This is a genomic window from Streptomyces sp. NBC_01294 (assembly GCF_035917235.1).
GTDB classification, from domain to species: domain Bacteria; phylum Actinomycetota; class Actinomycetes; order Streptomycetales; family Streptomycetaceae; genus Streptomyces; species Streptomyces caledonius.
This window is the reverse complement of record NZ_CP108423.1, coordinates 4,444,496-4,469,556: the sequence shown is the minus strand read 5'-3', so window position 1 is coordinate 4,469,556 and position 25,061 is coordinate 4,444,496. Positions and strand designations below refer to the sequence as shown.

Genomic DNA, 25,061 nt, shown 5'->3' with positions numbered 1-25,061 from the left:
GTGCGCGCGCTCGTCGTGACCGCGGTGGCGGCGGAGGCAGACTCCGTCGTCGCCGGCCTCACCCCTCATCCGGACGCTCCCGGTCCTGAGCCGCGCACCCTTCCCGGTGGCTACCGCACCACCCGGCGGGACCTCCCGGGCATCGCCCTCGACGTGCTCGTCGGGGGTGTCGGTCCGGCGGCTGCCGCCGCCGGCACCGCCACCGCCCTGGTCCTCGCCGACTACCACCTCGTCGTCTCCGCCGGCATCGGCGGCGGGTTCGCGCCCGCCGCCCCGCTCGGCTCCCTCGTGGTCGCGGACGCGATCGTCGCCGCCGACCTGGGCGCCGAGACCCCCGAAGGCTTCCTCGACGTGACGGCGCTCGGCTTCGGGCACAGCGTGCACCTGCCGCCGCCCGAACTCGCGGCCCGCGCCGCCGAGGCGACCGGGGCGCTGCTCGCGCCCGTGCTGACCGTCTCCACCGTCACCGGCACCGCCGAACGGGCCGCCGCGCTCGCCGCCCGGCACCCGATGGCCGGGGCCGAGGCCATGGAAGGGTTCGGGGTCGCGGAGGCGGCCGCCGCGCACGGGCTGCCCGTACTGGAGATCCGCGCCGTGTCCAACGCCGTGGGCCCGCGTGACCGTGCCGCCTGGCGGATCGGGGAGGCGCTCGCCGCGCTCGCCGACGGCTTCCGCGTGCTGGGGCCCGTACTCGCGAACTGGGGAGAACGCCATGAGCACCAGCACCGGTGAACCGCTGAGGATCGCCTACTCGCCCTGCCCGAACGACACGTTCGTCTTCGACGCGTGGGCGCACGGCCGCGTCCCGGGAGCGCCCGCCCTCGACGTCACCTTCGCCGACATCGACCTCACCAACGGCATGGCCGAGCGCGGCGAGCTGGACGTGCTGAAGGTGTCGTACGCCGTCCTGCCCTGGGTGCTGGAGGAGTACGCGCTGCTGCCCTGCGGCGGGGCCCTGGGGCGCGGCTGCGGCCCGCTGGTCCTCACCCGGGAGCCCGGCCTGGAGCTGGCCGGGAAGACGGTCGCCGTCCCGAGCGAACGCTCCACCGCCTACCTGCTGTTCCGGCTGTGGGCGGCGGACGTCCTGCCGGAGGGCGTCGGCAAGGTGGTCGTCCTGCCGTTCCACGAGATCATGCCGGCGGTCCGCGACGGCCGGGTGGACGCCGGACTGGTCATCCACGAGGCCCGGTTCACCTATCAGGACTACGGGCTGCACTGCCTGGCCGACATGGGCGAGCACTGGGAGTCCACGACCGGGCTGCCGATCCCGCTCGGCGCGATCATCGCCAAGCGGTCACTGGGCGCCGAGCGGCTGCGCGCGCTGGCCGAGTCGGCCCGGACGTCGGTCCGGATGGCCTGGGACGACCCGGAGGCCTCCCGCCCGTACGTCCGCGCGCACGCGCAGGAGCTGGACCCGGCCGTCGCCGACCAGCACATCGGGCTCTACGTCAACGAGTTCACCGCCGGCCTCGGCGACTCCGGCTACGCGGCGGTGCGCGGGCTGCTGACCCGGGCCGCGGCCGAGGGGCTGGTACCGGCCATCGCGCCGGGCTCGCTCGACTTCCCGTAGGCCCCGCGCGTCGGCGAAACGACCGCGCCCCGCCGCTCTTCGGAGGGGCGGGGCGCGGTCGTACGCGCGTCGGCGGGACGGTCAGACGTCGAGCTGGTCGGCCACCGCGCGCAGCAGACCGGCGATCTTCGTGCCGTGCACCTTGTCGGGGTAGCGGCCGCGCTCCAGCATCGGAGTGATGTTCTCCAGCAGGGTCGTGAGGTCCTGCACGATCGAGGCGAGCTCGTCGGGCTTGCGGCGCTGCGCCGCCGCGACGGACGGTGCCGGGTCCAGTACCGTCACCGAAAGTGCCTGGTCACCGCGCTGACCCGCGACGACACCGAACTCGACGCGCTGGCCGGGCTTGAGGGAGTCGACCCCGGCAGGGAGCACCGACGAGTGGACGAAGACGTCGCCGCCGTCGTCACGGGAGAGAAAGCCGAAGCCCTTCTCACTGTTGAACCACTTGACCTTGCCGGTAGGCACGTCCGTCCTCTGTCCTTGTGCTCGTCGGGGTCCGAAGTGCCGTGCTACGGCTCCGGACAACAGCGCAGCGGGCCATGTGTGACCCGCCACCTCAAGGCTAATGGTCAGGGGCCGGGTGACAAGACGTTCCCCGGTCCTTCACCGTCGGCTGCCTTCGGCCAGGGAACTACCCTGGTGAGGTGACTGTTACTCCTCATTCCGACGAAGCGCGGCCCGGCGACGGACTCGTCAAGGCCGGCGGCATCGTGTTCATCGCCGGGGCCGTGGCCACACTGGCGACCATGGCTCCGCTGTTCCTCGACATCGACCCGTTCCCGTCGTACGCGTGGGCCGTCTGCATGCTCATGGGCGTCGGCTTCGCCATCTCCGCGGCGGGCGTGCTCCGCTCGGCCGCGGCCCAGCGCAAGGCCGCCCGGGCCTCGCAGGCCTGAGCCGCGGCGCGGCAGCGACCAGACGGACCGCGCGGGGGCCCTGGACTGACTGCGCGGGGCCGCTAGACGGGCTGCGCGGCGACGTACTGCGCGAGCCACTGCGGCAGCGCCGTGAGGTCGGGCAGCACCACGTCCGCGCCCGCCGCGCGCAGTTCCGGCTCCGGGCACGGGCCGGTCGGCACCGCCACGGACAGCGCGCCGGCCGTACGGGCCCCGCGTACGTCGCCCACGTGGTCGCCGACGTAGACCTGCGCCCCGTACTCGCGCAGCGCACCGGCCTTCGCCTCCGCCCAGAGCCAGCCGATGACCGCGTCCGCCTCGATGCCCAGGTGCGCCAGGTGCAGGCGGGCGTTGGGCTCGTGCTTGGCCGTGACGACGATCGCGCGGCCGCCGAGCGCCTGGACGGCCTCGATCGCCTCGCGGGCGCCGGGCATCGCCGGGGTCGGCTCGATGGCGTACGTGGGATAGATCTCCCGGTAGCGGTCCGCCATGGCCGGGATCTCGGCCTCCGGGAACCAGTACGCCAGCTCCTCGTCCAGCGGCGGCCCGAGCCGCGTGACCGCCGCGTCGGCGTCGATGAACGTGCCCGTCTCAGCCGACAGCGCCTGGTAGGCGGCCTTGATTCCAGGGCGCGAGTCGATGAGGGTCATGTCGAGGTCGAAGCCGACTGTGAGGTTCATACCCACCATTGTGCCGAGGCGGCCGTACGGGAGGCGGACTCCAGGCCTCCGCAAGGGGAACGTACACTCAGGGCCGCCTTACCAAATTCGTGAAAATGGTGACATGTCTGCGCCCGCCCTCCGACGCGCCCTGACGACCCGTCGCATCGGGTGGACGGCAGCCGCGCTCGCCGCACTCATGTGCGCGGTGGTGCTCTCCCTCGCCGTCGGCGCCCGCCCCGTCCCGCCGGCCGAGGTGTGGGGCGCGCTGTTCCACGGCGCGAGCAGCCCCGACGCCGAGGTCATACGCACCCTGCGCGTCCCGCGCACCCTGATCGCCCTGATGGTCGGCGCGGCCCTCGCCCTCGCCGGGACCGTGCTCCAGGGCATCACCCGCAACCCGATAGCCGACCCCGGCATCCTCGGCATCAGCCAGGGTGCCGGGGTCGCGGTCGTCTGCGCCATCGCCTTCGCGGGGGTGCACACGCTGACCGGCTACGTGTGGTTCGCCTTCGCGGGCGCCGCGGTCGCCTCCGTCGCCGTCTACGCCGTCGCCTCCCGCGGACGCGGCGGCGCCACCCCCGTGAAGCTGGCACTGGGCGGCGCCGCGATCAACGCGCTGCTCGTGTCGGTCACCGTGGCGGTGCTGACGACGAAGGCCTCGACCCTGGACGAGTTCCGGTTCTGGCAGGTCGGCTCGGTGGCCGGCGAGCAGAACGCCCGGGTCATCCACCAGATCTGGCCGTTCCTGCTGGTCGGCGCCGTACTCGTGGTCTGCGTGGCGCGCGGCCTGGACGCCCTGGCGCTCGGCGAGGACGTCGCCAAGGGGCTCGGGCAGAACGTGGCCGCCGTCCGGATCATCGGCGGGCTCGGGGCCACCGTGCTCACCGGCGCGGGCGTCGCCGCGGCCGGACCGATCGCCTTCATCGGGCTCGCCGTCCCGCACATCGTCCGGGCCGTCGTCGGCAACGACCACCGCTGGGTCCTGCCGATGGCCGCGCTGACCGGGCCGGTGATGCTGCTCGTCGCGGACGTGGTCGGACGGGTCGTGGTGCCGCCGGGCGAGGTCCCCGCCGGCGTGATGACGGCCCTCATCGGAGTGCCGTTCCTCGTCGTGCTGGTCCGCCGCAAGGCGGTGGCCGCATGAGCGCCGTCCCCTTCGGACACACCCTGGTGCGCACCGGCCGCGGCTCGTTCCTGCTGCACCGCCGGGCCGCGGCCGTGGCCCTGTCCCTCTCCGTGCTGCTGGCCGCCGTGTGCGTCGTCTACCTGTCCGTGGGCGAATCCACCGTCGCGCCCGGCGAGGTCGTGAAGGTGCTGCTCGGGCGGCCCTCCCCGCACGAACTGGTCGTCGGCACCCTGCGGCTGCCCCGGATGACGGTCGGGCTGCTCGTCGGCCTGGCCTTCGGGGTCGCCGGCGCGCTGATCCAGACCGTGGCCCGCAACCCGCTGGCCTCCCCCGACATCATCGGCGTCAGCCAGGGCGCGAGCGCCGTCACGGTGGCGGCGCTGACCTTCGGCGTCACCTCGTACGCGGTGCTCCCGTACCTCTCCGTCCTCGGCGGCCTCGTCGCGGCCGTGCTCGTGTACGTCTTCGCGTGGCGGGGCGGTCTGCACGCGGGCCGGTTCGTGCTCATCGGCATCGGCTTCGCCATCGCCCTGCGGTCGGTGACCACCCTGCTGATGACCAAGGGCGACCACCTCGTCGCCCAGCAGGCGCAGATCTGGATGACGGGATCCCTGAACGGCCGCGGCTGGGACGTCGCGGCACCACTGGCCTGGACCCTGCTGCTCCTGCTGCCGGGCGTGCTGTGGGCGGCGCGGGCGCAGCGCACGGTCGCGCTCGACGACGACACGGCCACCGCGCTCGGGGTGCGTCTGGGCCGGGTCCGGCTCGGGCTCATCGCCCTCGGCGTGGTCCTGGCCTCGGTGGCCACGGGCGCGGCCGGCCCGGTGGACTTCGTGGCGCTGCTCGCGCCGCAGATCGCGCGGCGCATGGCGCGGACCGCGCAGATCCCCCTGCTGTGCTCGGCGCTGACGGGCGCGGTGATCGTGGTGTTCGGCGATCTCCTCGCCCGGCGGCTGCTGTCGCCGACCGAGCTCCCGGTGGGCGTGCTGACCGCCGCCGTCGGAGCCCCGTACCTGATCTGGCTGATCGTCCGCAGCCGTACTGGAGGCAACCGGTGACCCGGCTTTCCGCTCGCGCCCTGACACTCGCCTACGAAGACCGCGTGGTGGTGGAGGACCTGGACCTCGCCGTGCCCGACGGCAAGGTGACGGTGATCGTCGGGCCGAACGCCTGCGGCAAGTCGACGACCCTGCGGGCGCTCGGCCGGCTGCTGAAGCCCCGCTCGGGCGCGGTCCTGCTGGACGGGGCCGCCCTGTCCTCGCTGCCCACCCGGCAGATCGCGCAGACCATAGGGCTGCTCCCGCAGTCCCCGGTGGCCCCGGAGGCGATCACCGTCGGCGACCTGGTGGCGCGCGGCCGCCAGCCCCACCAGCACTGGTGGCAGCAGTGGTCGAGGGAGGACGAGCGGGCCGTGACCGACGCGATGGCCCGCACGTCGGTCGCCGACCTGGCGGACCGCCCGGTGGACGAGCTGTCGGGCGGGCAGCGCCAGCGCGTGTGGATCGCCATGGCCCTGGCCCAGGACACCGACCTGCTGCTGCTCGACGAGCCGACGACCTTCCTGGACATCGCCCACCAGGTGGAGGTCCTGGACCTCGTCCGCCGCCTCAACCACGACCGGGGCCGCACGGTCGTCGCCGTCCTCCACGACCTGAACCAGGCGGCGCGCTACGCGGACCACCTGATCGCGATGAAGGCGGGCCGCGTGGTCGCCGAGGGTCCCCCGTCGGAGGTGGTCACCGCCGAACTGGTCCACGAGGTGTTCGGCCTCGCCTCGATCGTCATACCGGACCCGGTCACGGGCTCCCCGCTGGTGGTCCCCGGAGCGCCCTGGACGGGCCGGGGGTAGCCGGATCCCCAAAATTCGTGTTCAACCTTTTCCGTGCGGCAGCAGCAGCACTCAGGACAGGGTTGACGTCCTCCCCTTCGCGGACGAGGAGGATTCCTAACTCACGTTGCCCGGCGGACCAGCGGTCCGTCGGGTCTTCCACGATCAGCGGTAGCCGGGTTGAGACCAGCCCGGACGAGCATCACGCGTGCGGAGTTCTTGTCTCTCGGGGAGACGGCTCCGCACGCGGTGCACGTATATGTACGCTCCGACAACGGCAGTGCGTGCTTGGTTCTCGCTCCGCAGCGTCCGCAGTCCATGGTGGTGTGCGCGGGGTGTACGAGCCGCAGGTCGCGGCCATGCTTGCGCGCCATATTGATCAGCTCGTGCTTGGTGGCGGAGATCGCGGCGTCGGCAGCTTTACGGGCCATGGTCGATTTCGCGAGGAACTTGGGGCGGAAGTCCTCCACCGCGATCCGGTCGAAGTCCGTCACGACCTTCTTGGCCCATTTGCGGGCCGTGTCCTGGCGTTGGCGGGCGATCTTCTTGTGTACCTTCGCGGCTTGGCGTTTCGCCTTGCGGTAGCCCTTCGAGGCGGCTTGTCCGCGCTTGGGCTTCCGGCGGGCCATCATGCGCTGGTAACCGGCCAGCTTTCGGGAAGAGTTCCTCCCGTGTTCGGGATGCGGAAGGTCGTGGTCGTCGCCGGTGGTGGTCGCGGTCTCCTTCACGCCCCAGTCGACACCGATCACCGCACCCGTCTCGGGCAGCGGCTGCGCGTCAACTTGGACGACGAAGGACGCGTACCAGTGGCCGAGGGTGTCCCTGTAGACGCGGACGCTGGACGGGTCGGAGGGCAGTTGCCGCGACCAGACCACCGACAGTGCTATCCCGCCCGCCAGGTGCAGACGGCCGCCCTTGAGCCGAAAGCCGCGACGGCTGTAGTTCAGCGTGGGATCGGCCGCAGCCTTCTTCTTGAAGCCTGGCATCCCCGACCGCCGCCGCACCGGCAGCCGCGATTTGACGTCCTTCAGCGCCTTGCCCCGGGCCTTGGCGAAGTCCCGGACGACCTGCTGCTGCGGCACGCTGCCACCCGCGCGCAGCCACTCATGCTCACCGCGCCAACCCGTCAGCAACTTATCGAGACCGGCAGGACCGCACTTCTCCTTCGCCTGATGTGCCGCCCTCGATTCCGCAACGCACTGGTTCCACACCCACCGGCACCGGTCCCACTCACCCAGCAGGGCCTTGCGGGCGGTGGACGACACACGCAGCCGGAAGGTGTACCGGGCGTACCCGCCCTCCGCCAGTGTCGTCATGACGCCAAACTAGAGCCGCAGCACGCATCTTTCCCCAGAACACCGATAGCCCACCCGAACGAGTGACCGACGGCGACACCCTGCTGTCTGTCGCCCGCGCGACGCCGCCAGCGCCTCGGCTCCTGTGACCAACGACCGCCTCCTGGAGTCGCCAAGGCCCCCGTCTTCCTCGACCTGGTCGAGAAAGCTGACCGCGCCCCCTGGAAAGATGCAGCGCACGATCCAAGGCGGCTGATTCTGCCCGCCGCACCAATCCAGCCCCGCCCGTGTTTGAGGCGCGGGGTCCGGGGCGGAGCCCCGGGTCTTTCAGCGGCGGCGGGCCCGCCACACCAGGTACAGCACCGAGGCCAGCGCAGCCCCCCGCAGGAGCCACGGCCACATCCCGTGCAGCGCCCCGCTCAACTGCTCGTCGGCCAGCGTCTCCCCCCACTTGCCGTTCATCCGGCCCCACAGCCACACCACCGCCCCCGCGAGGACCACCCCGGGCGGCCCGAACACGGCCCACTTGCGCTCGGCCGGCCGCAACACGCGCGAGGCGTACGGCAGGAGCCAGCCGACGACGAGCACCAGCCAGTACCCGGTGACCACGCCCACGACGAGCACGGCCGCGGCCAGCAGCAGGAAGGCGTTCGGCCGGGGCCGGCCCGCGGCCACGGCCGCCGCGGCATCCGCCACCGGCCCCGGCCCCGCGGCCGCGGCCTCCTTCTTCGCTCGCCGCCGCTCGCGCAGGAACCGTACGGCGGCCCGCGCGGCGCTCGGCGCCGGCCCCTGCGGGGTCGTCGCCGGGGCCCCCGCGTCCTTCCCCTCCTCTTCCAGCCCCTCCTTGAACAGGTCCGGGATCTCGATGCCGCCCGCGAAGCCCTCGACCTGCGGACCCGCGCCGTGCGTGCCCGGGCTCACCCGCCACCAGTCGGGCTCGGCCCCGCCGGACGGCCCGAGCTCGTCGAGCCCGGCCAGGTGCGGCGGCACGTTCTCGGCCTCGGGCTGCGCCGCGCCGCGCGCCGCCGCCGCGCCCGGACGCCGCAGGCGCCCCGGAGCCCGCTGGACGGGTACCGAGAGGCCCGGGCCGGAGGGCCCCGACGACGGCCGGGGCGCAGGGGCCGCGGCCTGCCCCGACCGGGCGCCGAGGGTGTCCAGGACCTCCTCCGGCGTGCCGATCCGCTCCAGGATGCGGCGTACGGCCGCGGGCGTGTCCGGGTCGAACTTGGCGCGCCGACGGTCGATCTCGTCCCGCAGCCCCGACACCAGCCGCATCCGGTCCCCGGAGGAAAGGTGCCGCTGCTGCGCCAAGTCCCCGACGCGGCTCAGATATTCGTAGACCAGGTGGTCGCTTTCGATCCCCACGCCCAGGCTCCTCCCGTACCGCCTGTCCCGACGGTAGCGCGTGCGCCCGTGGAGCTGCTGCGGGCGCAGCGGATACCGTTGACCGGATGGGGACCGGCCGACTGACCGGCCGACGCGACCAGGAGGCGACTGTGCCTGAGGCAAGCACTGCTGCGGGAGGTACGGGGACCGCGACCGGGGGCGGTACCGGAGGCGGTACCGGAGGCGGTACCGGAGGCGGTACCGGAGGCGGTACCGGAGGCGGTACCGGAGGCGGCGCCCCGCGCTCCCTCGCCGAGGCGCTGCGCACCCGCGACGACGCGGCGCTCTCCGCTCTGCTGCGCGCCCGCCCGGACCTGCTCGGCCCGGTGCCCGGCGACGTGACCCAGCTGGCCACCCGCGCCGGGACCCGGGCCTCGGTGGTGCGGGCGCTGGAGCGCCTGGACCGGTTCACGCTGCAGACCGCCGAGGCCCTGGCCGTGGCCCCGGACCCGTGCCCGTACCCGGTGCTGGAGTCGCTGCTGACCGGCGAGGAGGGCACCACCGGGGAGGACAACGGCGCCCGCGCCGCGCTCCCCGGCGCCCTGGGCACCCTGCGCGACCAGGCCCTGGTGTGGGGCGACGAGGACCGGCTGCGCCTGGTCCGCACCGCCCGCGAGCTGCTCGCGCCGTCCGCCCAGCGGCCTTCGCCGACCGGCCTGGGGCCCACCGTCGCCGAGGCCACGTCCGGGATGTCGCCGACCCGGGTGCAGGAGATCGTGGCGACGGCCGGGCTGCCCGCCACCCATGACCCGGTGTCCGCGGTGACCGCGCTGACCGCCCTGTTCACCGACCCGGAGCGGATGTCCGCGCTGCTGGACGAGGCCCCTGCGGAGGCCCACCAGGTGCTGGGGCGGCTCGTGTGGGGGCCGCCGTACGGCGAGGTGACCCCGAACCCGGCCCTGCCGGTGCGCTGGCTGCGCGACCGGGGGCTGCTGCTGCCCGCGTCGGCGCGGACCGTCGTCCTGCCCCGCGAGGTGGCGCTCCACCTGCGCGGCGGCCTCGCGCACCGGGACACCGCGCCGGTGGCTCCGTCGGTGGCGGCCCACCGCGAACACCGTCCACAGGCTGTGGACGCGAACGCCGCCGGGCAGGCGCTGGCCGCGCTGTCCACCGTCGAGGAGCTGGTGAAGTCCTGGGAGCACGCCGGTCCGCCGGTGCTGCGGGCGGGCGGGCTCTCCGTACGGGACCTGAAGCGGGCCGCGGCCACCCTGGACACCACCGAGCCGTCGGCGGCGTTCTGGGTCGAACTCGCCTACGCGGCGGGCCTGCTGGCCAGTGACGGCGAGGCGGACGAGCGGTACGCGCCCACCCCCGCCTTCGACGGCTGGTGCGAACTGCCGCCCGCCGAACGGTGGTCGGTGCTCGCGGTGGCCTGGCTGCCCGCCACCCGCACGGCCGGCCTGGTCGGCGAACAGGACGCCAAGGGCCGCACGCTCTCCGCGCTCGGCCCCGAACTCGACCGCTCCGCCGCCCCCGAGGTGCGCCGACGCGTACTGGAACTCCTCGCCGCCCTGCCCGAGGGCGGGTCCGCCGACACGCAGGCCCTGCTGGACCGGCTCGCGTGGGAGCGTCCCGTCCGCACGTCGAGCAATCTGCGCGCCCGCCTCGCGCGCTGGGCGCTGACCGAGGCGGAGGTCCTCGGCGTGACCGGCCGGGGCGCCCTGTCCGGGCCGGGCCGGGCCCTGCTCGCCCACCACGACCCGGCGCCGCTGCTGGCGCCTCTCCTTCCCGAGCCGGTGGACCACGTCCTGCTGCAGGCCGACCTGACGGCGGTCGCGCCCGGCCCGCTGCTGCGCCCGCTCGGCGACACGCTGGCGGTGCTTGCGGACGTGGAGTCCAAGGGCGGGGCGACCGTCTACCGCTTCACGCCCGGCTCCGTGCGACGCGCCCTCGACGCCGGCCATGCCGCCGCCGACCTGCACGCCTTCCTCAAGGAGCACAGCCGCACCCCGGTCCCGCAGCCCCTCACCTACCTCATCGACGACGTGGCCCGGCGCCACGGCCACCTGCGGGTCGGCGCGGCCTCCTCCTACGTCCGCTGCGACGACGACGCGATGCTGGGCGAGATCCTGGCCGACAAGCGCTCGGCGGGCCTCGGGCTGCGCCGCCTCGCCCCCACCGTCCTGGCCTCGCAGGTCGAACCCACCGCCCTGCTGGAGGGGTTGCGCGCGATGGGGTACGCGCCGGCCGCGGAGTCCCGTACCGGCGACGTCCTGGTGTCACGCGCCGACGCCCACCGCGCCCCGGCCCGCTCGGCGCCCGTACCGGTGCCCGACGGCCCGCCCCTGCCGGACGCGACGCTGCTGGCGGCGGCCGTACGCGCGATCCGCGCGGGCGACCTGGCGGCGACGGCGGTCCGCAAGGAGCCCACCCCGTCGACCGGCACCCCGGGCGAACTCCCGCGCACGAGCGCGGCGGAGACCCTGGCCACGGTCCAGGCGGCGGCACTGACGGGCTCGGCGGTATGGATCGGCTACGTGAACGCGGACGGCGCGGCCAGCCAGCGCGTCATCGCCCCGGTCCGCGTGGAAGGCGGCTTCGTCACCGGCTACGACCACACGGCGGACGAGGTCCGCACCTACGCCCTCCACCGCATCACGGGCGTCGCAGAACTGGCGGAGGACCAGGTCTAACCCCATATCCGGGGCAGCGCCCCGATCTCGCAGCCCCGCCAGACCCATCCAGCCTCGCCGGCGTTTGAGGCGCGGGGTCCGGGGCGGCGCCCCGGCAGCGGCGCCGCACCCGCGGCGAAAACGGCTGGCAGCAGGCGGCAGCCACCCGCACCCTTGATCCATGCCCACCCCACCGCCCCGCCAGATCCGCGCCTCCCACACCCCCACCACCCTCACCGTCTACCAGGCCTATGCCCCCGGCCTAGGGGACCCGGCCGCCCGCGAAGGCCGCTTCCCACCCGCCTGGAAGCGCGACCGCATGACGTGGATCAAGCCCTCGTTCCTGTGGATGATGTACCGCTGCGGCTGGGCCACCAAGACCGGCCAGGAGACCGTCCTCGCCATCGAGATCACCCGCGAGGGCTTCGACCGGGCACTGGCCGACGCCTGCCTGTCCCACTACGAACCGGGCGTGCACCCCGACCGGTCCGCCTGGAAGGAGTCCCTGCGCGAGACCTCCGCACGCGTCCAGTGGGATCCGGAGCGCGACCTCCACCTGAACCCACTGCCGCACCGCTCCCTCCAGCTCGGCCTGTCCGGTCCCACCTCACGGGCGTACGCCGACGAGTGGACGGTCGCCATCCGCGATGTGACCCCGCTGGCCCGCGAGATCCACGGCCTGCTCCGGGCCGGCAACGACACGGCCGCCCGCGCCCTCCTGCCGGCGGAGACCCCGTACCCCTCGGCCCCGCTGCCCCACCTGGGCGCGTAGTCGATCGGCCCGGCATCGAAGGCCCTCCCCCACGGAGCCCACGGCGGGACCGGCCGGCTGACCGCGCAGAGCGCCGTGTTCCCAGCCTTGGCGCCGTACGGCACACTGGAGGTTTGACCTGAAGGAAACGGGGCGCCGCGCGTGAATGGTCCACTCATCGTCCAGAGCGACAAGACCCTCCTGCTCGAAGTCGACCACGAGCTCTCCGGAGCCGCCCGGCGGGCCATCGCTCCCTTCGCGGAGCTGGAGCGGGCCCCCGAGCACATCCACACCTACCGGATCACCCCGCTCGGCCTGTGGAACGCCCGGGCCGCCGGCCATGACGCCGAGCAGGTCGTCGACGCGCTCGTCGAGTACTCCCGCTACCCCGTCCCGCACGCGCTGCTCGTCGACGTCGCCGAGACCATGGCGCGCTACGGCCGCCTCACCCTGTCCAAGCACCCCGTGCACGGCCTGGTCCTGACCAGCACCGACCGGCCCGTGCTGGAGGAGATCCTGCGGTCCAAGCGGATCACCCCGCTCGTCGGTGCGCGGCTGGACGCCGACACCGTGGCCGTGCACCCCTCCGAGCGCGGGCAGATCAAGCAGACGCTGCTCAAGCTGGGCTGGCCGGCCGAGGACCTCGCCGGGTACGTGGACGGCGAGGCGCACCAGATCGACCTGGCCGAGGACGGCTGGGCGCTGCGCCCGTATCAGCAGCAGGCCGTCGAGGGCTTCTGGCACGGCGGCTCCGGTGTGGTCGTGCTGCCCTGCGGCGCCGGCAAGACGCTGGTGGGCGCCGGGGCGATGGCCATGGCGAAAGCGACCACGCTGATCCTCGTCACGAACACCGTCTCGGCCCGCCAGTGGAAGCACGAGCTGGTCAAGCGGACCTCGCTGACGGAGGAGGAGATCGGCGAGTACAGCGGTACGCGCAAGGAGATCCGGCCCGTCACGATCGCCACGTACCAGGTCCTGACGACGAAGCGGAAGGGTGTCTACCCGCACCTGGAGCTCTTCGACTCCCGGGACTGGGGCCTGATCGTCTACGACGAGGTGCACCTGCTGCCCGCGCCGGTCTTCAAGTTCACCGCCGACCTGCAGGCCCGCCGGCGCCTGGGCCTGACGGCCACCCTCGTGCGGGAGGACGGGCGCGAGTCGGACGTCTTCTCGCTCATCGGGCCGAAGCGGTTCGACGCGCCGTGGAAGGAGATCGAGGCGCAGGGCTACATCGCGCCGGCGGACTGCGTCGAGGTCCGGGTGAACCTCACGGAGGCGGAGCGGCTCGCGTACGCGACCGCCGAGACGGAGGAGAAGTACCGCTTCTGCGCGACGACGGCGACGAAGCGCAAGGTCACCGAGGCGCTCGTCGCCAAGCACCGGGGTGAGCAGACCCTCGTCATCGGCCAGTACATCGACCAGCTCGACGAGCTCGGCGAGCACCTGAACGCCCCCGTGATCAAGGGCGAGACGTCCAACGCGCAGCGCGAGAAGCTCTTCAACGCCTTCCGCGAGGGCGAGATCAGCGTGCTGGTCGTGTCGAAGGTCGCAAACTTCTCCATCGACCTGCCCGAGGCCACGGTCGCCATCCAGGTGTCGGGCACCTTCGGCTCCCGCCAGGAGGAGGCACAGCGCCTGGGCCGTGTGCTGCGGCCGAAGGCGGACGGCCACGAGGCGCGGTTCTACTCGGTCGTCGCGCGCGACACGATCGACCAGGACTTCGCGGCGCACCGCCAGCGCTTCCTCGCCGAGCAGGGGTACGCCTACCGGATCATGGACGCCGACGAGCTGCTGGCGAGCGACTGACCGCAGGGTCGTCGAGGGGCAGGCGCGGGGCCGGCACCCGGCCCGGGGCGCAGGCGCGCACCCGGGCCCGGAGGCGGCCCCGGCCCCGGGTTCGGGCGATCAGTACGGCGAGCGCCGGGACGCACCAGATCCACAGGGCCGGCCAGTCCAGCACCAGGGCCCGGACGGCGGTGGGCAGGTGCCGGGTCCAGAATTCGGCGGAAGCCTCCGGGAGGACCAGCATCCCGAGCAGGGCGGTACCGGCGAAGGCGGCCAGCGCCGTCAGTCCGGCCCGGATGCGGCCGGTCAGCAGCAGGTACGGGACGAAGGCCGCCGGGGTGAGGGTGCTCCCGGCGGCGATGCCCAGTGCGAAGCCCTTGCCGAGTGCGGCGCCGGGCCGGCCGAGGTCCCACAGGACCAGGCAGGCGAGGGTCAGGTTGATCTGGCCGGGGAGCGGGTCCTGGAACAGCGGCTCCAGCAACAGGCCGACGATGGTGGCGGCCAAAACGGGCCCGCGCCGGGCCGGCAGCCGCGCGAGGCGGCAGGACAGCGTGATCAGCAGGGCGAGCAGGCAGGCGTTGCCGAGGACGAGGACGGCCTTCAGCGCGCCGGCCGGCAGCCAGGCGGCCGGAGTGAAGAGGATCGCCGCGAACGGCGGGTACGCGGCGGGCGGGTGCCACTCGGCGGCCGTGAAGCCGTCGACGAGGGCGTCGGCCGTCGGGATCCGCAGAGCGATGCAGAGCACGCCCAGCACGAGCAGCGAACCCGTCACCAGCACGCCGGTGAGGGGCGACGGCAAGCGGCTGGGGGCGGGGCTCCGGGTCACGCGCGTGACCCTAGTGGATCAGTCAATTCCGCACGCACGGCGCCGAGTCCACGTCCAGTGCCCGTCCAGGCCACGTCGAGCCCGCTTCCACCGGCCGGTCGGGCGGGGCCGGTGGTCAGCGGCGTATGACGCCCGCGTCCTCGGCGTATTCGCCCAGGACGACGACGCTCACCGCGGCCGCCGCGAAGACCTTCGCGGCCCGCAGCATGCTGCCGACGGAGTGGCGGGAACGGGAGTCGGAGATGGCGGTGGCGCCGGCCGGGCGGCCACCCTGGACCGGGGTGAAGGTTGCGGTGCTCATGTGTCCATGGTGCGTTTTCGCCGCGGCGAGCACATCGCTCTGGGGGCGGAATCCCCAGGCCTCCGGCATCCTCCTCCCGGCCCATGCCATCCCCTGATGGGCCTACCAGGGTCTGACACTCCCGGGTATGACAACCCGTACGGAGGTACCGGCCGGAAGGGATTCCCGGCCGCCTAATCCGTTCGCGCCGCCGCCCCGCGGTGACTAGAATCTCCGCTCTTGCCGCCTCCCACCGCCTCATCGGGGAGAGCCGCCCGCCGGCCGGAAACCGGCGGGCTTCTGTTCCGTACCAGCAGCTGGAGGCAGTCCCGTGCCCGCGCACGCCCCCGACACCACTCACGACGACGCGACGACGACCGCCCCCGCCGACCCGCTGGGCCGCGAACGGGCCCACCTCACCGCCTCGCGCGCCGCCCTGCGCGCCATGCGCGAGGACGTCGAAGCCCTGGACATCCGCGACGTCACCGCGAACTGGGTCAACGCGATCGTCCTCCAGGCGCAGATCGACGACCGCATCAAGGCCCTCGCCGACCTCGCCCACACCCCCCTCTTCTTCGGCCGCCTGAACTACCTGCACGCCCCCGGCGCGGAGCTCGCCGAGGGGGCGGAGGGCGAGCAGTTCTACATCGGCCGCCGCCACGTCCACGACGCCGACGGCGACCCGATGGTCATCGACTGGCGCGCGCCCGTGTCCCAGCCGTTCTACCGGGCCTCCAAGACCGACCCGCAGGACATCGCGCTGCGCCGCCGCTTCGGCTACACCGGCGGCGAGCTGACCGCGTACGAGGACGAGCACCTGTCGGACCCCTCCGAGGCGGCCGCGGTCAGCAAGCTGCTCCAGCAGGAGATCGAGCGTCCGCGCGTCGGCCCCATGCGGGACATCGTCGCGACGATCCAGCCCGAGCAGGACGAGATCGTGCGTTCCGGCCTGTCCGGCTCCGTCTGCGTGCAGGGCGGCCCCGGCACCGGGAAGACGGCCGTCGGCCTGCACCGGGTGGCGTACCTGCTGTACGCGCACCGCGACCGCCTGGCCCGCACGGGCACGCTCGTCATCGGGCCGAACCGTTCCTTCCTGCACTACATCGAGCAGGTCCTGCCCGCCCTGGGCGAGCTGGAGGTCAAGCAGGCCACCGTCGACGACCTGGTCGCCCGCGACGGCTTGGAGGTACGCGGCACGGACGCCGCCGAAACCGCCGTGGTCAAGGGCGACGCCCGGATGGCACAGGTGCTGGGCCGCGCGGTCCGCTCGCACGTCACGCAGCCCACCGAGGCGCTGATGGTGGTGCGCGGTTCGCGGCGCTGGCGGGTGCCCGCGTACGAGATCGCCGAGATGGTCCAGGAGCTGCAGAACCGCGACATCCGCTACGGCGCGGCCCGGGAGGCGCTGCCGCAGCGCATCGCGCACGCGGTGCTGGTACGGATGGAGCAGGCGGGCGAGGCGCCGGACGACCGCGTGCAGGACGCGGTGGCCCGCAACGCCGCGGTGAAGGCGGCGGTGAAGGAGATCTGGCCGCCGGTCGACCCGGCGAAGCTGCTCCTGCGGCTGCTGTCCGACCCGGACTTCCTCGCGCTGCACGCGGAGGGCGTCCTCACCGCGGACGAGCAGAAGCTGCTGGCCTGGCCGAAGCCGCTGCGCAGCGTGAAGTCGGCGAAGTGGTCGGCGGCGGACCTGGTCCTGATCGACGAGGCGGCCGACCTGGTGGAACGCACCCACTCCCTGGGCCATGTGGTCCTCGACGAGGCGCAGGACCTGTCCCCGATGCAGTACCGGGCGGTGGGGCGGCGCTGCACGACGGGTTCGGCGACGGTCCTGGGCGACCTCGCGCAGGGCACCACGCCGTGGGCGACGCGCAGCTGGGACGAGGCCCTGACCCACCTGGGCAAGCCGCAGGCGGTGGTGGAGGAGCTGACGGCGGGCTTCCGCGTGCCGCGCGAGGTGATCGCGTACGCGTCGCGCCTGCTGCCGTCGATCTCCCCGGGGCTGGCCCCGGTCGCGTCGGTCCGTGAGACCCCGGGTTCGCTGCGGATCTCGCAGACGGCGGGGGCGGATCTGACGGCGGCGGTGGTCTCGGCGTGCCGGGAGTCGCTCGTGCACGAGGGTTCGATCGGCCTGATCGCGGCGGACGCGCGTATCCCGGCCCTGGCGCAGGCCCTTCGGGAGGCGGACCTGCCGTGCCTGGCGCCGGGCGAGGAGACCACGGTGGAGGCGCGGCTGACCCTGGTTCCCGCCTCGCTGGCGAAGGGTCTGGAGTACGACTACGTGGTCCTGGACGAGCCCGCGGCGATCGTCGACGGCGAACCGGACGAGCGGACGGGGCTGCGCCGGCTGTACGTCTGCCTCACCCGGGCCGTCTCGGGCCTCGCGGTCCTCCACGCGACCCCGCTGCCCGCCGCCCTGTCCTGACCTGCGGGTCCACTGCCGGGGCTCCGCCCCGGACCCCTACGGCGCTCCGCGCCCGCGCCTCAAACGCCGGCGAGGCTGAAAGATCGCCTCAAACGCCGGCGGGGCTGGATTTTCCAGCCCCGCGGCACCATCCAGCTCCTCGGGCGTTTGAAGCGCAGGGTCCGGGGCGGAGCCCAGATCTTTCAGCCCCGCCGCACCATCCAGCCCCTCCGGCGTTTGAGGAGCGGGGTCCGGGGCGGAGCCCCGTTCTTTCAGCTGGTCAGGACAGGGCGGTTCGCCATTCGGCCACGGCTTCGGCCGAGACGGGTCGGCCCCACCCGGAGGGACGGGCCGCGCCGCCGATGTGGAACGCGTCCACACCCCCCGCCCGCAGCACCGGCAGGTGCCCGAGCGTCAGGCCGCCGCCGACCAGGATCCGCGCCCCGTACCCCGGCTCCCCCCGCCGCCCCGCCTCGGCCAGCAGCACCGGCAGGCCCTCGGCGACCCCGGCCGCCGAGCCCGCGGTCAGGTACGCGTCCAGCCCGGGAAGGTCGGCCAGCGTCTTGCGCAGCTGGTCCCGGTCCGCCGCGCGGTCGATCGCCCGGTGGAAGGTCCAGCGGCAGCCGTCCAGCTCCGCCAGGACCGCCTCGACGGCGGCCAGGTCGGGGCTTCCGTCCGGGGTCAGGAAGCCCAGGACGAACTCGTCCGCGCCCTCCGCCCGCATCGCCCGCGCCGTCTCGACCAGGACGGAGACGTCACCGGCCGCGAAGCCGTCCGCCCTGCGGAGCATCACGCGCAGCGGGATGTCGACCGCCGCCCTGATCGCCGCGAAGGTCTCGCGCGGCGGGGTGAGCCCGTCGGCGGCCATGTCGGTGACCAGTTCGAGTCGGTCCGCCCCACCGGCCTGGGCCGCGACCGCATCCTCCACGTCGAGGGCGATCACCTCCAGGAGCGCACGGTTGCTCATTCGATCCCATCCTTCGGAAGACAGCTCGGGAAACAGCTCGGAAATAGGTCTAGTCCAATATCAGGGTACGGGCCTCCACCCGCGCTTCACCAGCACCATCACGCCACCCCCACAATGTGCCCATGAACACAGGCGCCCCGAGCAGCGACACCCACCCCGGCACCACGTCCCTGCGCGCCCGCTGGCGGGCGACCGTCACCGCCGCCGGCGCCCCCGCCGACCGTGATCCCGAGCCCTACGCCGACCGCCTCCTCACCGCCTGGGCGGAGCCGCAGCGCCGGTACCACACCACCGCGCACCTGGCCGACGTACTCGCCCGGATCGACGTACTGGCGCCGCACGCCGCCGATCCGGCCGCCGTGCAGCTCGCCGCCTGGTTCCACGACGCCGTCTACCGCCCCGACCGGTCCGAGAACGAGGAGCGCAGCGCTGCCCTGGCCGAGCGGGCCCTGCCCGAGCTGGGCATAGGCGCCGCGCGCACCGCCGAGGTGGCCCGGCTGGTCCGGCTCACCGTCACCCACGACCCCGCCCCCGGCGACACCGACGGCGAGGTCCTCTGCGACGCGGACCTGGCCGTCCTGGCCGGGGACCCGCAGGCCTACGCCGCCTACGCCGCGGCCGTCCGCGCCGAGTACGGCTTCGTCCCGGACGAGGCCTTCCGCACCGGGCGCGCCGCCGTGCTGCGCCAGCTGCTCGACCTGCCGCGGCTCTTCCGCACGCCCTACGGAACCGCGCACTGGGAGGCCCCGGCCCGCGCCAATCTCGCCGCGGAACTCACCACGCTCACCACGCAGGGCTGACCAGGGCTGACCAGAACTGGCCCAGGACCGGGCGCCGGGCCCGGCGCCCGGCCGGCACACCCGCGCCCACCAGGGGGAATTTGATCGCCTTCGCCATGGTTGGTGGAAGTCATGCCCGTAGATGCCGCACGACCCCGCATGCCCGTCGCCGTCTACATCCTGGGACTGTCGGTCTTCGCGCTCGGCACCAGCGAGTTCATGCTCTCCGGGCTGCTGCCACCCATCGCCGCGGACCTGGGCGTCACCATCCCCCAGGCGGGCCTGCTCATATCCGCCTTCGCGATCGGCATGGTCATCGGCGCGCCGGTGCTGGCCGTGGCCACCCTGCGCCTCCCGCGCCGCACCACCCTCGTCGTCCTCATCAGCCTCTTCGGCCTCGGGCAGGTCGCGGGCGCGCTGGCCCCCTCGTACGAGTTCCTCTTCGTCTCCCGCGTGGTCTCCGCGTTCGCCTGCGCGGGCTTCTGGGCCGTCGGCGCGGCCGTCGCCATCGCCATGGTCGACAAGGACCAGCGGGCCCGCGCGATGGCCGTCATGATCGGCGGCCTGTCCATCGCCAACGTCCTCGGCGTCCCGGCCGGCGCCTTCCTCGGGGAGCACCTGGGCTGGCGCTCCGCGTTCTGGTCGGTCGGCGCGGCCTCCGCGATCGCCCTCGTCGGCATCCTGGCGCTGATCCCGAAGATCCCGCTGCCCGCCGAGAAGCCCTCGCTCGGGCGCGAGCTGCGCATCTACCGCGACCGCCAGGTGTGGCTGTCCATCGGCATCACGGCGCTCGCCGCGGGCGGCGTCTTCTGCGCGTTCAGCTACCTGTCGCCGCTGCTCACGGACGTGGCCGGGCTGGACTCCCGGTGGGTCCCGTGGATCCTCGGCCTCTTCGGCATCGGCGCGCTGGTCGGCACCACCATCGGCGGCCGGGTCGCCGACGCGCACCTGTTCGGCGTGATGATCTGGGGCGTCACCGCCTCGACCGTCCTGCTGACGGCGCTCGCCCTCCTCGCGTCCGTCCAGGTGGCCGCCATCGCCCTGTCCTTCCTCCTCGGCGTCTCGTCCTTCTTCACCGCCCCCGCGCTCAACGCCCGCATGTTCAACGTGGCCGGCGCCGCCCCGACCCTGGCCGGCGCCACCACCACGGCCGCCTTCAACCTCGGCAACACCGGTGGCCCCTGGCTCGGCGGCACCGTCATCGACGCGGGCCTGGGCTTCTCCGCCACCGCCTGGGCGGGCGCCGCGATGATGCTCGTCGCGATCGCCCTCGCCGTGACCGCGCTCCGCCTGGACCGCCGTACGCACGCCGCCATCCCGACCCGTGTCGTCACCAGCGGCGTGGCGTCGCCCTCCGCCGTGACCGAGAGGGTCTAGGGCGTCGGGGACCTCTTGATCATTTTCCGTCTGCCCGGGGCGCGGCGCCCCGCGCCGGCCCGAACCCCCTGACGATCAGCCACCCGGCCAGCGCCAGCTCCCAGGCGAACACCGGGAGCGCGGCGGCCGCCCCCGCCACGGACAGCTGCGTGTAGGCCCCGAACATCACGGCGACGGCCGAGGCGCAGATCAGCGGCCCGCCGACCAGCCCGAGCACGGCGATGAAGCGCGGCACGAGCCGTGCGCGGTACGCCAGGTAGGCGAGCAGGACGGTGTTCAGGCCGAGGGCGATGTTGGGCCCGAGCAGGAACGTCCAGTCGTGCACGGCCGCCATCGCGACGTCGGCGCCGGGCGCCGCCCCCGCGTCCCGCCGCAGGGTGACGAGCGCCAGGACGGCGACGATCCCGAGGGCGATGACGGCCGCCTCCAGCAGCCGCCCGAAGGCGTATCCGAGCGCGAGCCCCTCCCCGTGGCGTCGTAGGACGGGGAACAGCGCGGCGCCGGTACCGGCCACCGCCACCACCAGCACCACCTCGCAGAGCACCCCGAGCAGCGCCTGCGTGTCGGCGCCCTGCACGAGCCGGCCGTCCGCCGCGCCCAGCAGGGGGCGGTACAGGACCGCCCCTGCTATCGCGGCGACCTCGGTCAGCAGGAACAGCGACCCGGCGGCCACCGCGGTTCTCCGGTCCGGACTCATCTTCTGGGTACCCCTCGCTCGATGGCGGTGTACGGCGTACACCTGACGCCAACCCTAGGTGTACGGCGTACACTCGTCAAGGAGAGAGGGTTCGTCGAGGAGGGAAGGGGTCGAACCGGGATGACCCGGCAGGAAGCCACGCAAGCGCACGCGCACACGCAACGGATCCCCCTGAACAGGGACCGCGTCCTGCGCGCCGCCGTCACGCTCGCCGACGCCATCGGCATCGACGCGCTCAGCATGCGCAGGCTCGCGCAGGAGCTGGACGTCGTACCGATGGCCCTCTACAAGCACGTGGCCAACAAGGAGGAGCTGCTCGACGGCATGGCCGACGCCGTCGTCGGCGAGATCGACCCGCCGGCCGCGGGCCCCGACTGGCAGCGCGTGGTCCGCGGGCGGATCCTCTCGGCCCGGCGGGTCCTGCTGCGCCACCCCTGGGCGGCCCGGGTCATCGAATCGCGGACCGGCCCCACCCCGGCCGTGCTGGCGTACCTGGACTCGATGGCCGGGAGCTTCCGGAACGGCGGCCTCTCCGCCGACCTCACCCACCACGTCATGCACGCGATGGGCAGCCGCCTGCTCGGCTTCAGCCAGGAGCTCTTCGACACCTCGGGCCCCTCCGGCCCGCCGGACCCCGGGCTGGCGGCGCACTACCCGCACATCGCGGAACTGGCCGCGACGGCCGCACACGACGGGGGCTCCACCGTCGGTGGCGGCTGCGACGACCAGTTCGAGTTCGAATTCGCCCTGGACCTCCTCCTCGACGGCTTCGAAAGCCTCCGCCGCCAGGGCTGGACCTCCGCGCGGAAGGAGTAACGGGTGCGGGGAGGGCGGGCTCAGCCGATGTCGGTGCGGGTGAACCTCCACAGGGCGGCCGCGGCGACGGGCAGCAGGTAGACCGCCAGGGCGACGAAGGCGTGGGTCGCGGTCGTGCCCTCGCGCATGGCGGCGCAGGCGATCTCGCCGACGCAGTCGGTCTTGTCGGTCAGCATCAGCAGCCGTTCGTTGAGCACGGCGAAGGCGATGCCGGAGAAGTGGGACTCCGTGAGCGAGGGGACGTAGTCCTGCACCAGTCGCTCGGCGACGACGAGGTAGGCCAGGGCGACGCCGAGCGCCACCGTCAGGCTGCGGGTCAGCATCGCCAGGGCGTAGCCGAGCAGGGCCACCAGCCCGACGAAGAGGGCGCCTCTGAGCACGATGGCGGCCAGAACCGACCAGAAGTGTGCGTCGGCGTCGGCGGTGGTGCCCCGGAGATGGGCCGTGGCCAGGAGCAGCGGGACCAGGAACGCCGCCGTCGCCAGGGCGGTCGTCGCCGCGACGGCGGCGACCAGCAGACCGCGCGTGGCGAACAGGCGGGCCCGGCGCGGCTCGGCGGCGACGAGGTTGAGGATCACGCGGGAGGACCAGTCGGCTCCTCCGCTGAAGAGGCCGAAGACCAGCCCGGCCACCGCGACGGCGGACAGTACGGCGCGCAGGTCCACGAAGGACGCCTTGGTCAGCTGGTAGCGCGGATCGTCGTAGAAGTACTGCGCCGACAGCTGTTCCACGTTGCCCGACCGCCGAGCCGCCTCCGCGGCGTACTGCTGGTACGCCGCCTCGGCCTCGCGCCACGCCGAGGCCGTGTCGGTGTGGTGGCCGAGGTAGGCGGCGGCCGCGAACGCGAGGAGCAGCAGCGGCAGGGCGTACAGGGCCCAGCGGACCGGCCGGGGACTCAGGATCCGGCGCAGTTCGGAGCGTACGAGCCGGCGCAGGGGAAGCGGCCGGAGGCGGTCCGCGGGAGGAGGCACCGCGGGTCCCGCCGGGCGTGCGACTGCCGTCGTCATCAGGTGATGTCCGTTCGGGTGAAGCGCCACAGGGCCACCAGCAGCACCGGTACGAGATAGATCAGGACGCCGACGAACCCGTCCGCGGCCGTGAGGTCCACGTGCACCGCCTCGCACCCCGGGCCGGCGATGCAGTCGGACTCGGCCATCGGGATCACGGGCTTCTCGTTGAGCACGGCGAAGACCAGCCCGTTCATGTCGTACTCGGCCCCGCGCGGCCCGCGCCCGCCGAAGACCTGGTCCGCGCCGGCCAGGTAGAGGAACCCGATGGCGAGGGCGACGGACGCCTTGCGCGTCACCATGGCCAGGCTGTAGCCGAGCAGGCACAGCAGTCCTACGAGGAGTACGCCCCGCAGGTACTGGCTGACGAGGACCGCCCAGTAGCCGCCGTCGAGACCAGCGGTGCTGCCCCGGGTGTGCGCGGCGAGCAGGAGCAGGGGGACGAGCAGCAGTCCGGCGGCGGCGGTCGCGGCCATCGACAGGCCGGCGGCGAGCAGGGCCCGGGTGGCGAAGAGCCGGAAGCGGCGCGGCTCGGCCGCCGCGAGGGTGAGCATGACCCGCGAGGCCCAGTCGGATCCTCCGGCGACCATGCCGAAGACCACGGCCGCGGCGGCCAGCGCGGTGATGACGGTGCGCAGGTCCCCGAAGGACAGCGTGTCCATCAGGTAGCGCGGGTCGTGGAAGTAGTTCCGCGCGCTGACGCCCTGCCCGATCGGGAGCCCGTAGGTCTCGGCGTCCGCGAGGAAGCGGGCGTACCGCTCGTCGGCCGTACGCCAGGCGGCGGCCGTGTCGGCGTCGTGCAGCAGCAGTTTGGACAGCCCGAAGGCGACGATCGCCAGGGGCAGCCCGATCGCCACGAAGCGCATGACGCGCGGGGCCCTCAGGCGCTGCAGCTCGGCCCGGGCGAGGCGGCGCCAGGGCAGCGCACCCTCGTCGGTGCGGCGCCGCGGCGCGGTGACGGCGGCCCGGTCAACTGCCATGGCGCGACTCCTGCTGCGCGTCGGCCGCGTCCGCCGCGCGGACGGCGGTGACGTAGATGTCCTCCAGGGACGCCGACTCGACCAGCAGCTCACGGGGGTAGACGGCCCGGTCGGTGAGCAGCTTGAGCACTTCGGCTCCGTCGGCACGGTCGTGGCCCCCCTGGCCGTGCGAACCGTGCCCGCCGTGCGCGCCGTCCACCGCCGCGACCTGCAGTTCGGTGCCGGCGGGTCCGGTCGCGGGAACGGCCGTGTAGCCGTGGCCGGCCAGCACGGACTGGGCGGTCACCGCGTCGTGGACGCGCACCACCAGGCGCGAAGTGCCCTGGCTGAGCAGTTCGGGGACGCTCGCGTCGCAGATCACCCGGCCGTTGCGGACGATCGTCACCCAGTCGCTGACGAGTTCCACTTCGGAGAGGATGTGCGAGGAGACGACGACGGTCATGCCGCGCTCGTCCCGCAGCCGCTTCAGCAGTTCCCGCATGTGGCGGACGGCTTCCGGGTCCAGGCCGTTCATCGGCTCGTCCAGGACCAGCAGGTCGGGCTGGGAGAGCAGCGCGGCCGCGACGCCGAGGCGCTGCTTCATGCCGAGCGAGTAGCCGGAGTACGAGCGGCGGGCGGCCGCGTCCAGGCCGACCAGGCTCAGGACGTCGGCGATCTCGCTCCGGTCGGCGCCGTGCAGTTCCCCGAGGAGCCGCAGGTTGTGTTCCCCGGTGAGCGAGCCCGTGAAGGCCGGACCCTCGATGAGGGCTCCCATCCGCCGCGCGACGAAGCGCTGTTCGGCCGGAAGTCCGCGGCCGAAGGCGGTGATCGTGCCCCGGTCCGGGCGGACCAGGCCCAGGAGCGCCTTGAGCGCCGTGGTCTTGCCCGATCCGTTCGGACCGAGCAGCCCGACGACGGCGCCCCGCGGTATGGACATGGAGAACCCGTCGAGAGCGACCTGCCGCCGCCCGCGCGAGGTCCGGAACGACTTGTGCACCTGGTCGAAGCGGACCAGGATCTCCGGCGCGTCGCCCATGG

24 protein-coding genes are annotated in these 25,061 nt (G+C 73.6%); 13 read left to right on the top strand and 11 right to left on the bottom strand.

Features of this window, described 5'->3' with window-relative positions:
• Together OG534_RS20315 and OG534_RS20310 are read left to right on the top strand one after the other, a co-directional pair.
• On the top strand, positions 1 to 732 hold the full coding sequence (locus OG534_RS20315; protein ID WP_326589562.1) for a futalosine hydrolase: 732 nt from the start codon (positions 1 to 3) through the stop codon (positions 730 to 732).
• Positions 713 to 1,570 (top strand): 1,4-dihydroxy-6-naphthoate synthase, encoded by an 858-nt coding sequence (locus OG534_RS20310; RefSeq protein ID WP_326589560.1) that lies wholly within the window; start codon positions 713 to 715, stop codon positions 1,568 to 1,570. Before OG534_RS20315 ends, OG534_RS20310 begins: the two co-directional genes overlap by 20 nt.
• Before the next feature lie 81 nt (positions 1,571 to 1,651).
• On the opposite strand, the gene OG534_RS20305 is transcribed toward OG534_RS20310, so the two are convergent.
• Entirely contained in the window at positions 1,652 to 2,035 is a 384-nt protein-coding gene (locus OG534_RS20305; RefSeq protein WP_322975534.1) for a cold-shock protein, read from the bottom strand.
• 179 nt (positions 2,036 to 2,214) lie between these two features.
• Between OG534_RS20305 and OG534_RS20300 the strand changes: the two genes are divergently transcribed.
• Entirely contained in the window at positions 2,215 to 2,466 is a 252-nt protein-coding gene (locus tag OG534_RS20300) for a hypothetical protein (protein WP_326589558.1), read from the top strand.
• Between the two features lie 62 nt (positions 2,467 to 2,528).
• Here OG534_RS20300 and OG534_RS20295 read toward each other — a convergent pair whose 3' ends face one another.
• A complete protein-coding gene (locus OG534_RS20295) occupies positions 2,529 to 3,146 on the bottom strand; it encodes an HAD family hydrolase (RefSeq protein ID WP_326589556.1) in 618 nt (205 codons plus the stop codon).
• A 103-nt stretch (positions 3,147 to 3,249) separates the two neighbouring features.
• Here OG534_RS20295 and OG534_RS20290 point away from each other — a divergent pair, with 103 nt between their 5' ends.
• Genes OG534_RS20290 through OG534_RS20280 form a run of 3 tightly spaced genes read left to right on the top strand, consistent with a single transcriptional unit; the run spans position 3,250 to position 6,103 of the window.
• Positions 3,250 to 4,272, top strand: coding sequence for a FecCD family ABC transporter permease (locus tag OG534_RS20290; protein ID WP_326589554.1), 1,023 nt, complete (start codon positions 3,250 to 3,252; stop codon positions 4,270 to 4,272).
• The gene (locus OG534_RS20285) at positions 4,269 to 5,312 is read left to right on the top strand and encodes a FecCD family ABC transporter permease (protein WP_326589552.1); all 1,044 of its coding nucleotides are present in this window, start codon (positions 4,269 to 4,271) and stop codon (positions 5,310 to 5,312) included. The genes OG534_RS20290 and OG534_RS20285 overlap by 4 nt, the downstream gene beginning before the upstream one ends.
• Complete coding sequence (locus OG534_RS20280; RefSeq protein WP_326589551.1) at positions 5,309 to 6,103, top strand: ABC transporter ATP-binding protein; 795 nt, start codon at positions 5,309 to 5,311, stop codon at positions 6,101 to 6,103. Before OG534_RS20285 ends, OG534_RS20280 begins: the two co-directional genes overlap by 4 nt.
• A 101-nt stretch (positions 6,104 to 6,204) precedes the next feature.
• Here OG534_RS20280 and OG534_RS20275 read toward each other — a convergent pair whose 3' ends face one another.
• Positions 6,205 to 7,398: an RNA-guided endonuclease InsQ/TnpB family protein gene (locus OG534_RS20275; RefSeq protein ID WP_326589550.1), complete on the bottom strand. Its 1,194-nt coding sequence runs from the start codon at positions 7,396 to 7,398 to the stop codon at positions 6,205 to 6,207.
• 306 nt (positions 7,399 to 7,704) lie between these two features.
• Positions 7,705 to 8,742, bottom strand: a complete 1,038-nt coding sequence (locus tag OG534_RS20270) for a hypothetical protein (RefSeq protein ID WP_326589548.1) — start codon at positions 8,740 to 8,742, stop codon at positions 7,705 to 7,707.
• Between the two features lie 86 nt (positions 8,743 to 8,828).
• Here OG534_RS20270 and OG534_RS20265 point away from each other — a divergent pair, with 86 nt between their 5' ends.
• The 3 genes from OG534_RS20265 to OG534_RS20255 all read left to right on the top strand — a co-directional run bounded on the left by OG534_RS20265 (position 8,829) and on the right by OG534_RS20255 (position 13,932).
• Complete coding sequence (locus OG534_RS20265) at positions 8,829 to 11,396, top strand: helicase C-terminal domain-containing protein (protein WP_326589546.1); 2,568 nt, start codon at positions 8,829 to 8,831, stop codon at positions 11,394 to 11,396.
• 160 nt (positions 11,397 to 11,556) lie between these two features.
• On the top strand, positions 11,557 to 12,147 hold the full coding sequence (locus OG534_RS20260) for a DUF4291 domain-containing protein (RefSeq protein ID WP_326589545.1): 591 nt from the start codon (positions 11,557 to 11,559) through the stop codon (positions 12,145 to 12,147).
• Positions 12,148 to 12,288: 141 nt separating this feature from the next.
• A complete protein-coding gene (locus OG534_RS20255; RefSeq protein WP_326589544.1) occupies positions 12,289 to 13,932 on the top strand; it encodes a DNA repair helicase XPB in 1,644 nt (547 codons plus the stop codon).
• On the opposite strand, the gene OG534_RS20250 is transcribed toward OG534_RS20255, so the two are convergent.
• Together OG534_RS20250 and OG534_RS20245 are read right to left on the bottom strand one after the other, a co-directional pair.
• A complete protein-coding gene (locus OG534_RS20250; RefSeq protein ID WP_326589543.1) occupies positions 13,898 to 14,737 on the bottom strand; it encodes a glycosyltransferase family 87 protein in 840 nt (279 codons plus the stop codon). The genes OG534_RS20255 and OG534_RS20250 overlap by 35 nt on opposite strands.
• Before the next feature lie 115 nt (positions 14,738 to 14,852).
• Complete coding sequence (locus OG534_RS20245; protein WP_326589542.1) at positions 14,853 to 15,038, bottom strand: hypothetical protein; 186 nt, start codon at positions 15,036 to 15,038, stop codon at positions 14,853 to 14,855.
• A 424-nt stretch (positions 15,039 to 15,462) separates the two neighbouring features.
• Between OG534_RS20245 and OG534_RS20240 the strand changes: the two genes are divergently transcribed.
• Complete coding sequence (locus tag OG534_RS20240; protein WP_442807233.1) at positions 15,463 to 17,442, top strand: HelD family protein; 1,980 nt, start codon at positions 15,463 to 15,465, stop codon at positions 17,440 to 17,442.
• Between the two features lie 259 nt (positions 17,443 to 17,701).
• On the opposite strand, the gene OG534_RS20235 is transcribed toward OG534_RS20240, so the two are convergent.
• Positions 17,702 to 18,388 (bottom strand): copper homeostasis protein CutC, encoded by a 687-nt coding sequence (locus tag OG534_RS20235; RefSeq protein WP_326589540.1) that lies wholly within the window; start codon positions 18,386 to 18,388, stop codon positions 17,702 to 17,704.
• A gap of 122 nt (positions 18,389 to 18,510) precedes the next feature.
• Here OG534_RS20235 and OG534_RS20230 point away from each other — a divergent pair, with 122 nt between their 5' ends.
• A complete protein-coding gene (locus tag OG534_RS20230; protein WP_326589538.1) occupies positions 18,511 to 19,188 on the top strand; it encodes an HD domain-containing protein in 678 nt (225 codons plus the stop codon).
• Positions 19,189 to 19,326: 138 nt separating this feature from the next.
• On the top strand, positions 19,327 to 20,544 hold the full coding sequence (locus tag OG534_RS20225; RefSeq protein WP_326593723.1) for a Cmx/CmrA family chloramphenicol efflux MFS transporter: 1,218 nt from the start codon (positions 19,327 to 19,329) through the stop codon (positions 20,542 to 20,544).
• A 19-nt stretch (positions 20,545 to 20,563) separates the two neighbouring features.
• Here OG534_RS20225 and OG534_RS20220 read toward each other — a convergent pair whose 3' ends face one another.
• The gene (locus OG534_RS20220; protein ID WP_326589537.1) at positions 20,564 to 21,241 is read right to left on the bottom strand and encodes a DUF4386 domain-containing protein; all 678 of its coding nucleotides are present in this window, start codon (positions 21,239 to 21,241) and stop codon (positions 20,564 to 20,566) included.
• Between the two features lie 120 nt (positions 21,242 to 21,361).
• On the opposite strand from OG534_RS20220, the gene OG534_RS20215 reads away from it, so the two are divergent.
• Positions 21,362 to 22,057 carry a TetR/AcrR family transcriptional regulator C-terminal domain-containing protein gene (locus OG534_RS20215; protein WP_326589535.1) on the top strand — a complete coding sequence of 232 codons (696 nt, stop codon included), beginning with the start codon at positions 21,362 to 21,364 and terminating at the stop codon, positions 22,055 to 22,057.
• A gap of 20 nt (positions 22,058 to 22,077) precedes the next feature.
• On the opposite strand, the gene OG534_RS20210 is transcribed toward OG534_RS20215, so the two are convergent.
• From OG534_RS20210 to OG534_RS20200, 3 genes are read right to left on the bottom strand one after another with little or no spacing between them, the layout of a single operon-like run.
• Entirely contained in the window at positions 22,078 to 23,064 is a 987-nt protein-coding gene (locus tag OG534_RS20210; protein WP_326589533.1) for a hypothetical protein, read from the bottom strand.
• Positions 23,064 to 24,044: a hypothetical protein gene (locus tag OG534_RS20205; RefSeq protein ID WP_326589532.1), complete on the bottom strand. Its 981-nt coding sequence runs from the start codon at positions 24,042 to 24,044 to the stop codon at positions 23,064 to 23,066. The genes OG534_RS20210 and OG534_RS20205 overlap by 1 nt, the downstream gene beginning before the upstream one ends.
• Positions 24,034 to 25,059, bottom strand: a complete 1,026-nt coding sequence (locus OG534_RS20200; protein ID WP_326589531.1) for an ABC transporter ATP-binding protein — start codon at positions 25,057 to 25,059, stop codon at positions 24,034 to 24,036. The genes OG534_RS20205 and OG534_RS20200 overlap by 11 nt, the downstream gene beginning before the upstream one ends.
• Between the last annotated feature and the right edge of the window lie 2 nt (positions 25,060 to 25,061).

Coding starts and splice junctions, on each gene's coding strand:
- OG534_RS20265 (WP_326589546.1), top strand. CDS start 8,829: ATGGGGACCGGCCGACTGACCGGCCGACGCGACCAGGAGGCGACTGTG.
- OG534_RS20220 (WP_326589537.1), bottom strand. CDS start 21,241: ATGAGTCCGGACCGGAGAACCGCGGTGGCCGCCGGGTCGCTGTTCCTG.
- OG534_RS20225 (WP_326593723.1), top strand. CDS start 19,327: ATGCCCGTCGCCGTCTACATCCTGGGACTGTCGGTCTTCGCGCTCGGC.
- OG534_RS20310 (WP_326589560.1), top strand. CDS start 713: ATGAGCACCAGCACCGGTGAACCGCTGAGGATCGCCTACTCGCCCTGC.
- OG534_RS20285 (WP_326589552.1), top strand. CDS start 4,269: ATGAGCGCCGTCCCCTTCGGACACACCCTGGTGCGCACCGGCCGCGGC.
- OG534_RS20260 (WP_326589545.1), top strand. CDS start 11,557: ATGCCCACCCCACCGCCCCGCCAGATCCGCGCCTCCCACACCCCCACC.
- OG534_RS20235 (WP_326589540.1), bottom strand. CDS start 18,388: ATGAGCAACCGTGCGCTCCTGGAGGTGATCGCCCTCGACGTGGAGGAT.
- OG534_RS20240 (WP_442807233.1), top strand. CDS start 15,463: ATGCGCGAGGACGTCGAAGCCCTGGACATCCGCGACGTCACCGCGAAC.
- OG534_RS20215 (WP_326589535.1), top strand. CDS start 21,362: ATGACCCGGCAGGAAGCCACGCAAGCGCACGCGCACACGCAACGGATC.
- OG534_RS20230 (WP_326589538.1), top strand. CDS start 18,511: ATGAACACAGGCGCCCCGAGCAGCGACACCCACCCCGGCACCACGTCC.
- OG534_RS20245 (WP_326589542.1), bottom strand. CDS start 15,038: ATGAGCACCGCAACCTTCACCCCGGTCCAGGGTGGCCGCCCGGCCGGC.
- OG534_RS20210 (WP_326589533.1), bottom strand. CDS start 23,064: ATGACGACGGCAGTCGCACGCCCGGCGGGACCCGCGGTGCCTCCTCCC.
- OG534_RS20295 (WP_326589556.1), bottom strand. CDS start 3,146: ATGAACCTCACAGTCGGCTTCGACCTCGACATGACCCTCATCGACTCG.
- OG534_RS20275 (WP_326589550.1), bottom strand. CDS start 7,398: ATGACGACACTGGCGGAGGGCGGGTACGCCCGGTACACCTTCCGGCTG.
- OG534_RS20205 (WP_326589532.1), bottom strand. CDS start 24,044: ATGGCAGTTGACCGGGCCGCCGTCACCGCGCCGCGGCGCCGCACCGAC.
- OG534_RS20290 (WP_326589554.1), top strand. CDS start 3,250: ATGTCTGCGCCCGCCCTCCGACGCGCCCTGACGACCCGTCGCATCGGG.
- OG534_RS20200 (WP_326589531.1), bottom strand. CDS start 25,059: ATGGGCGACGCGCCGGAGATCCTGGTCCGCTTCGACCAGGTGCACAAG.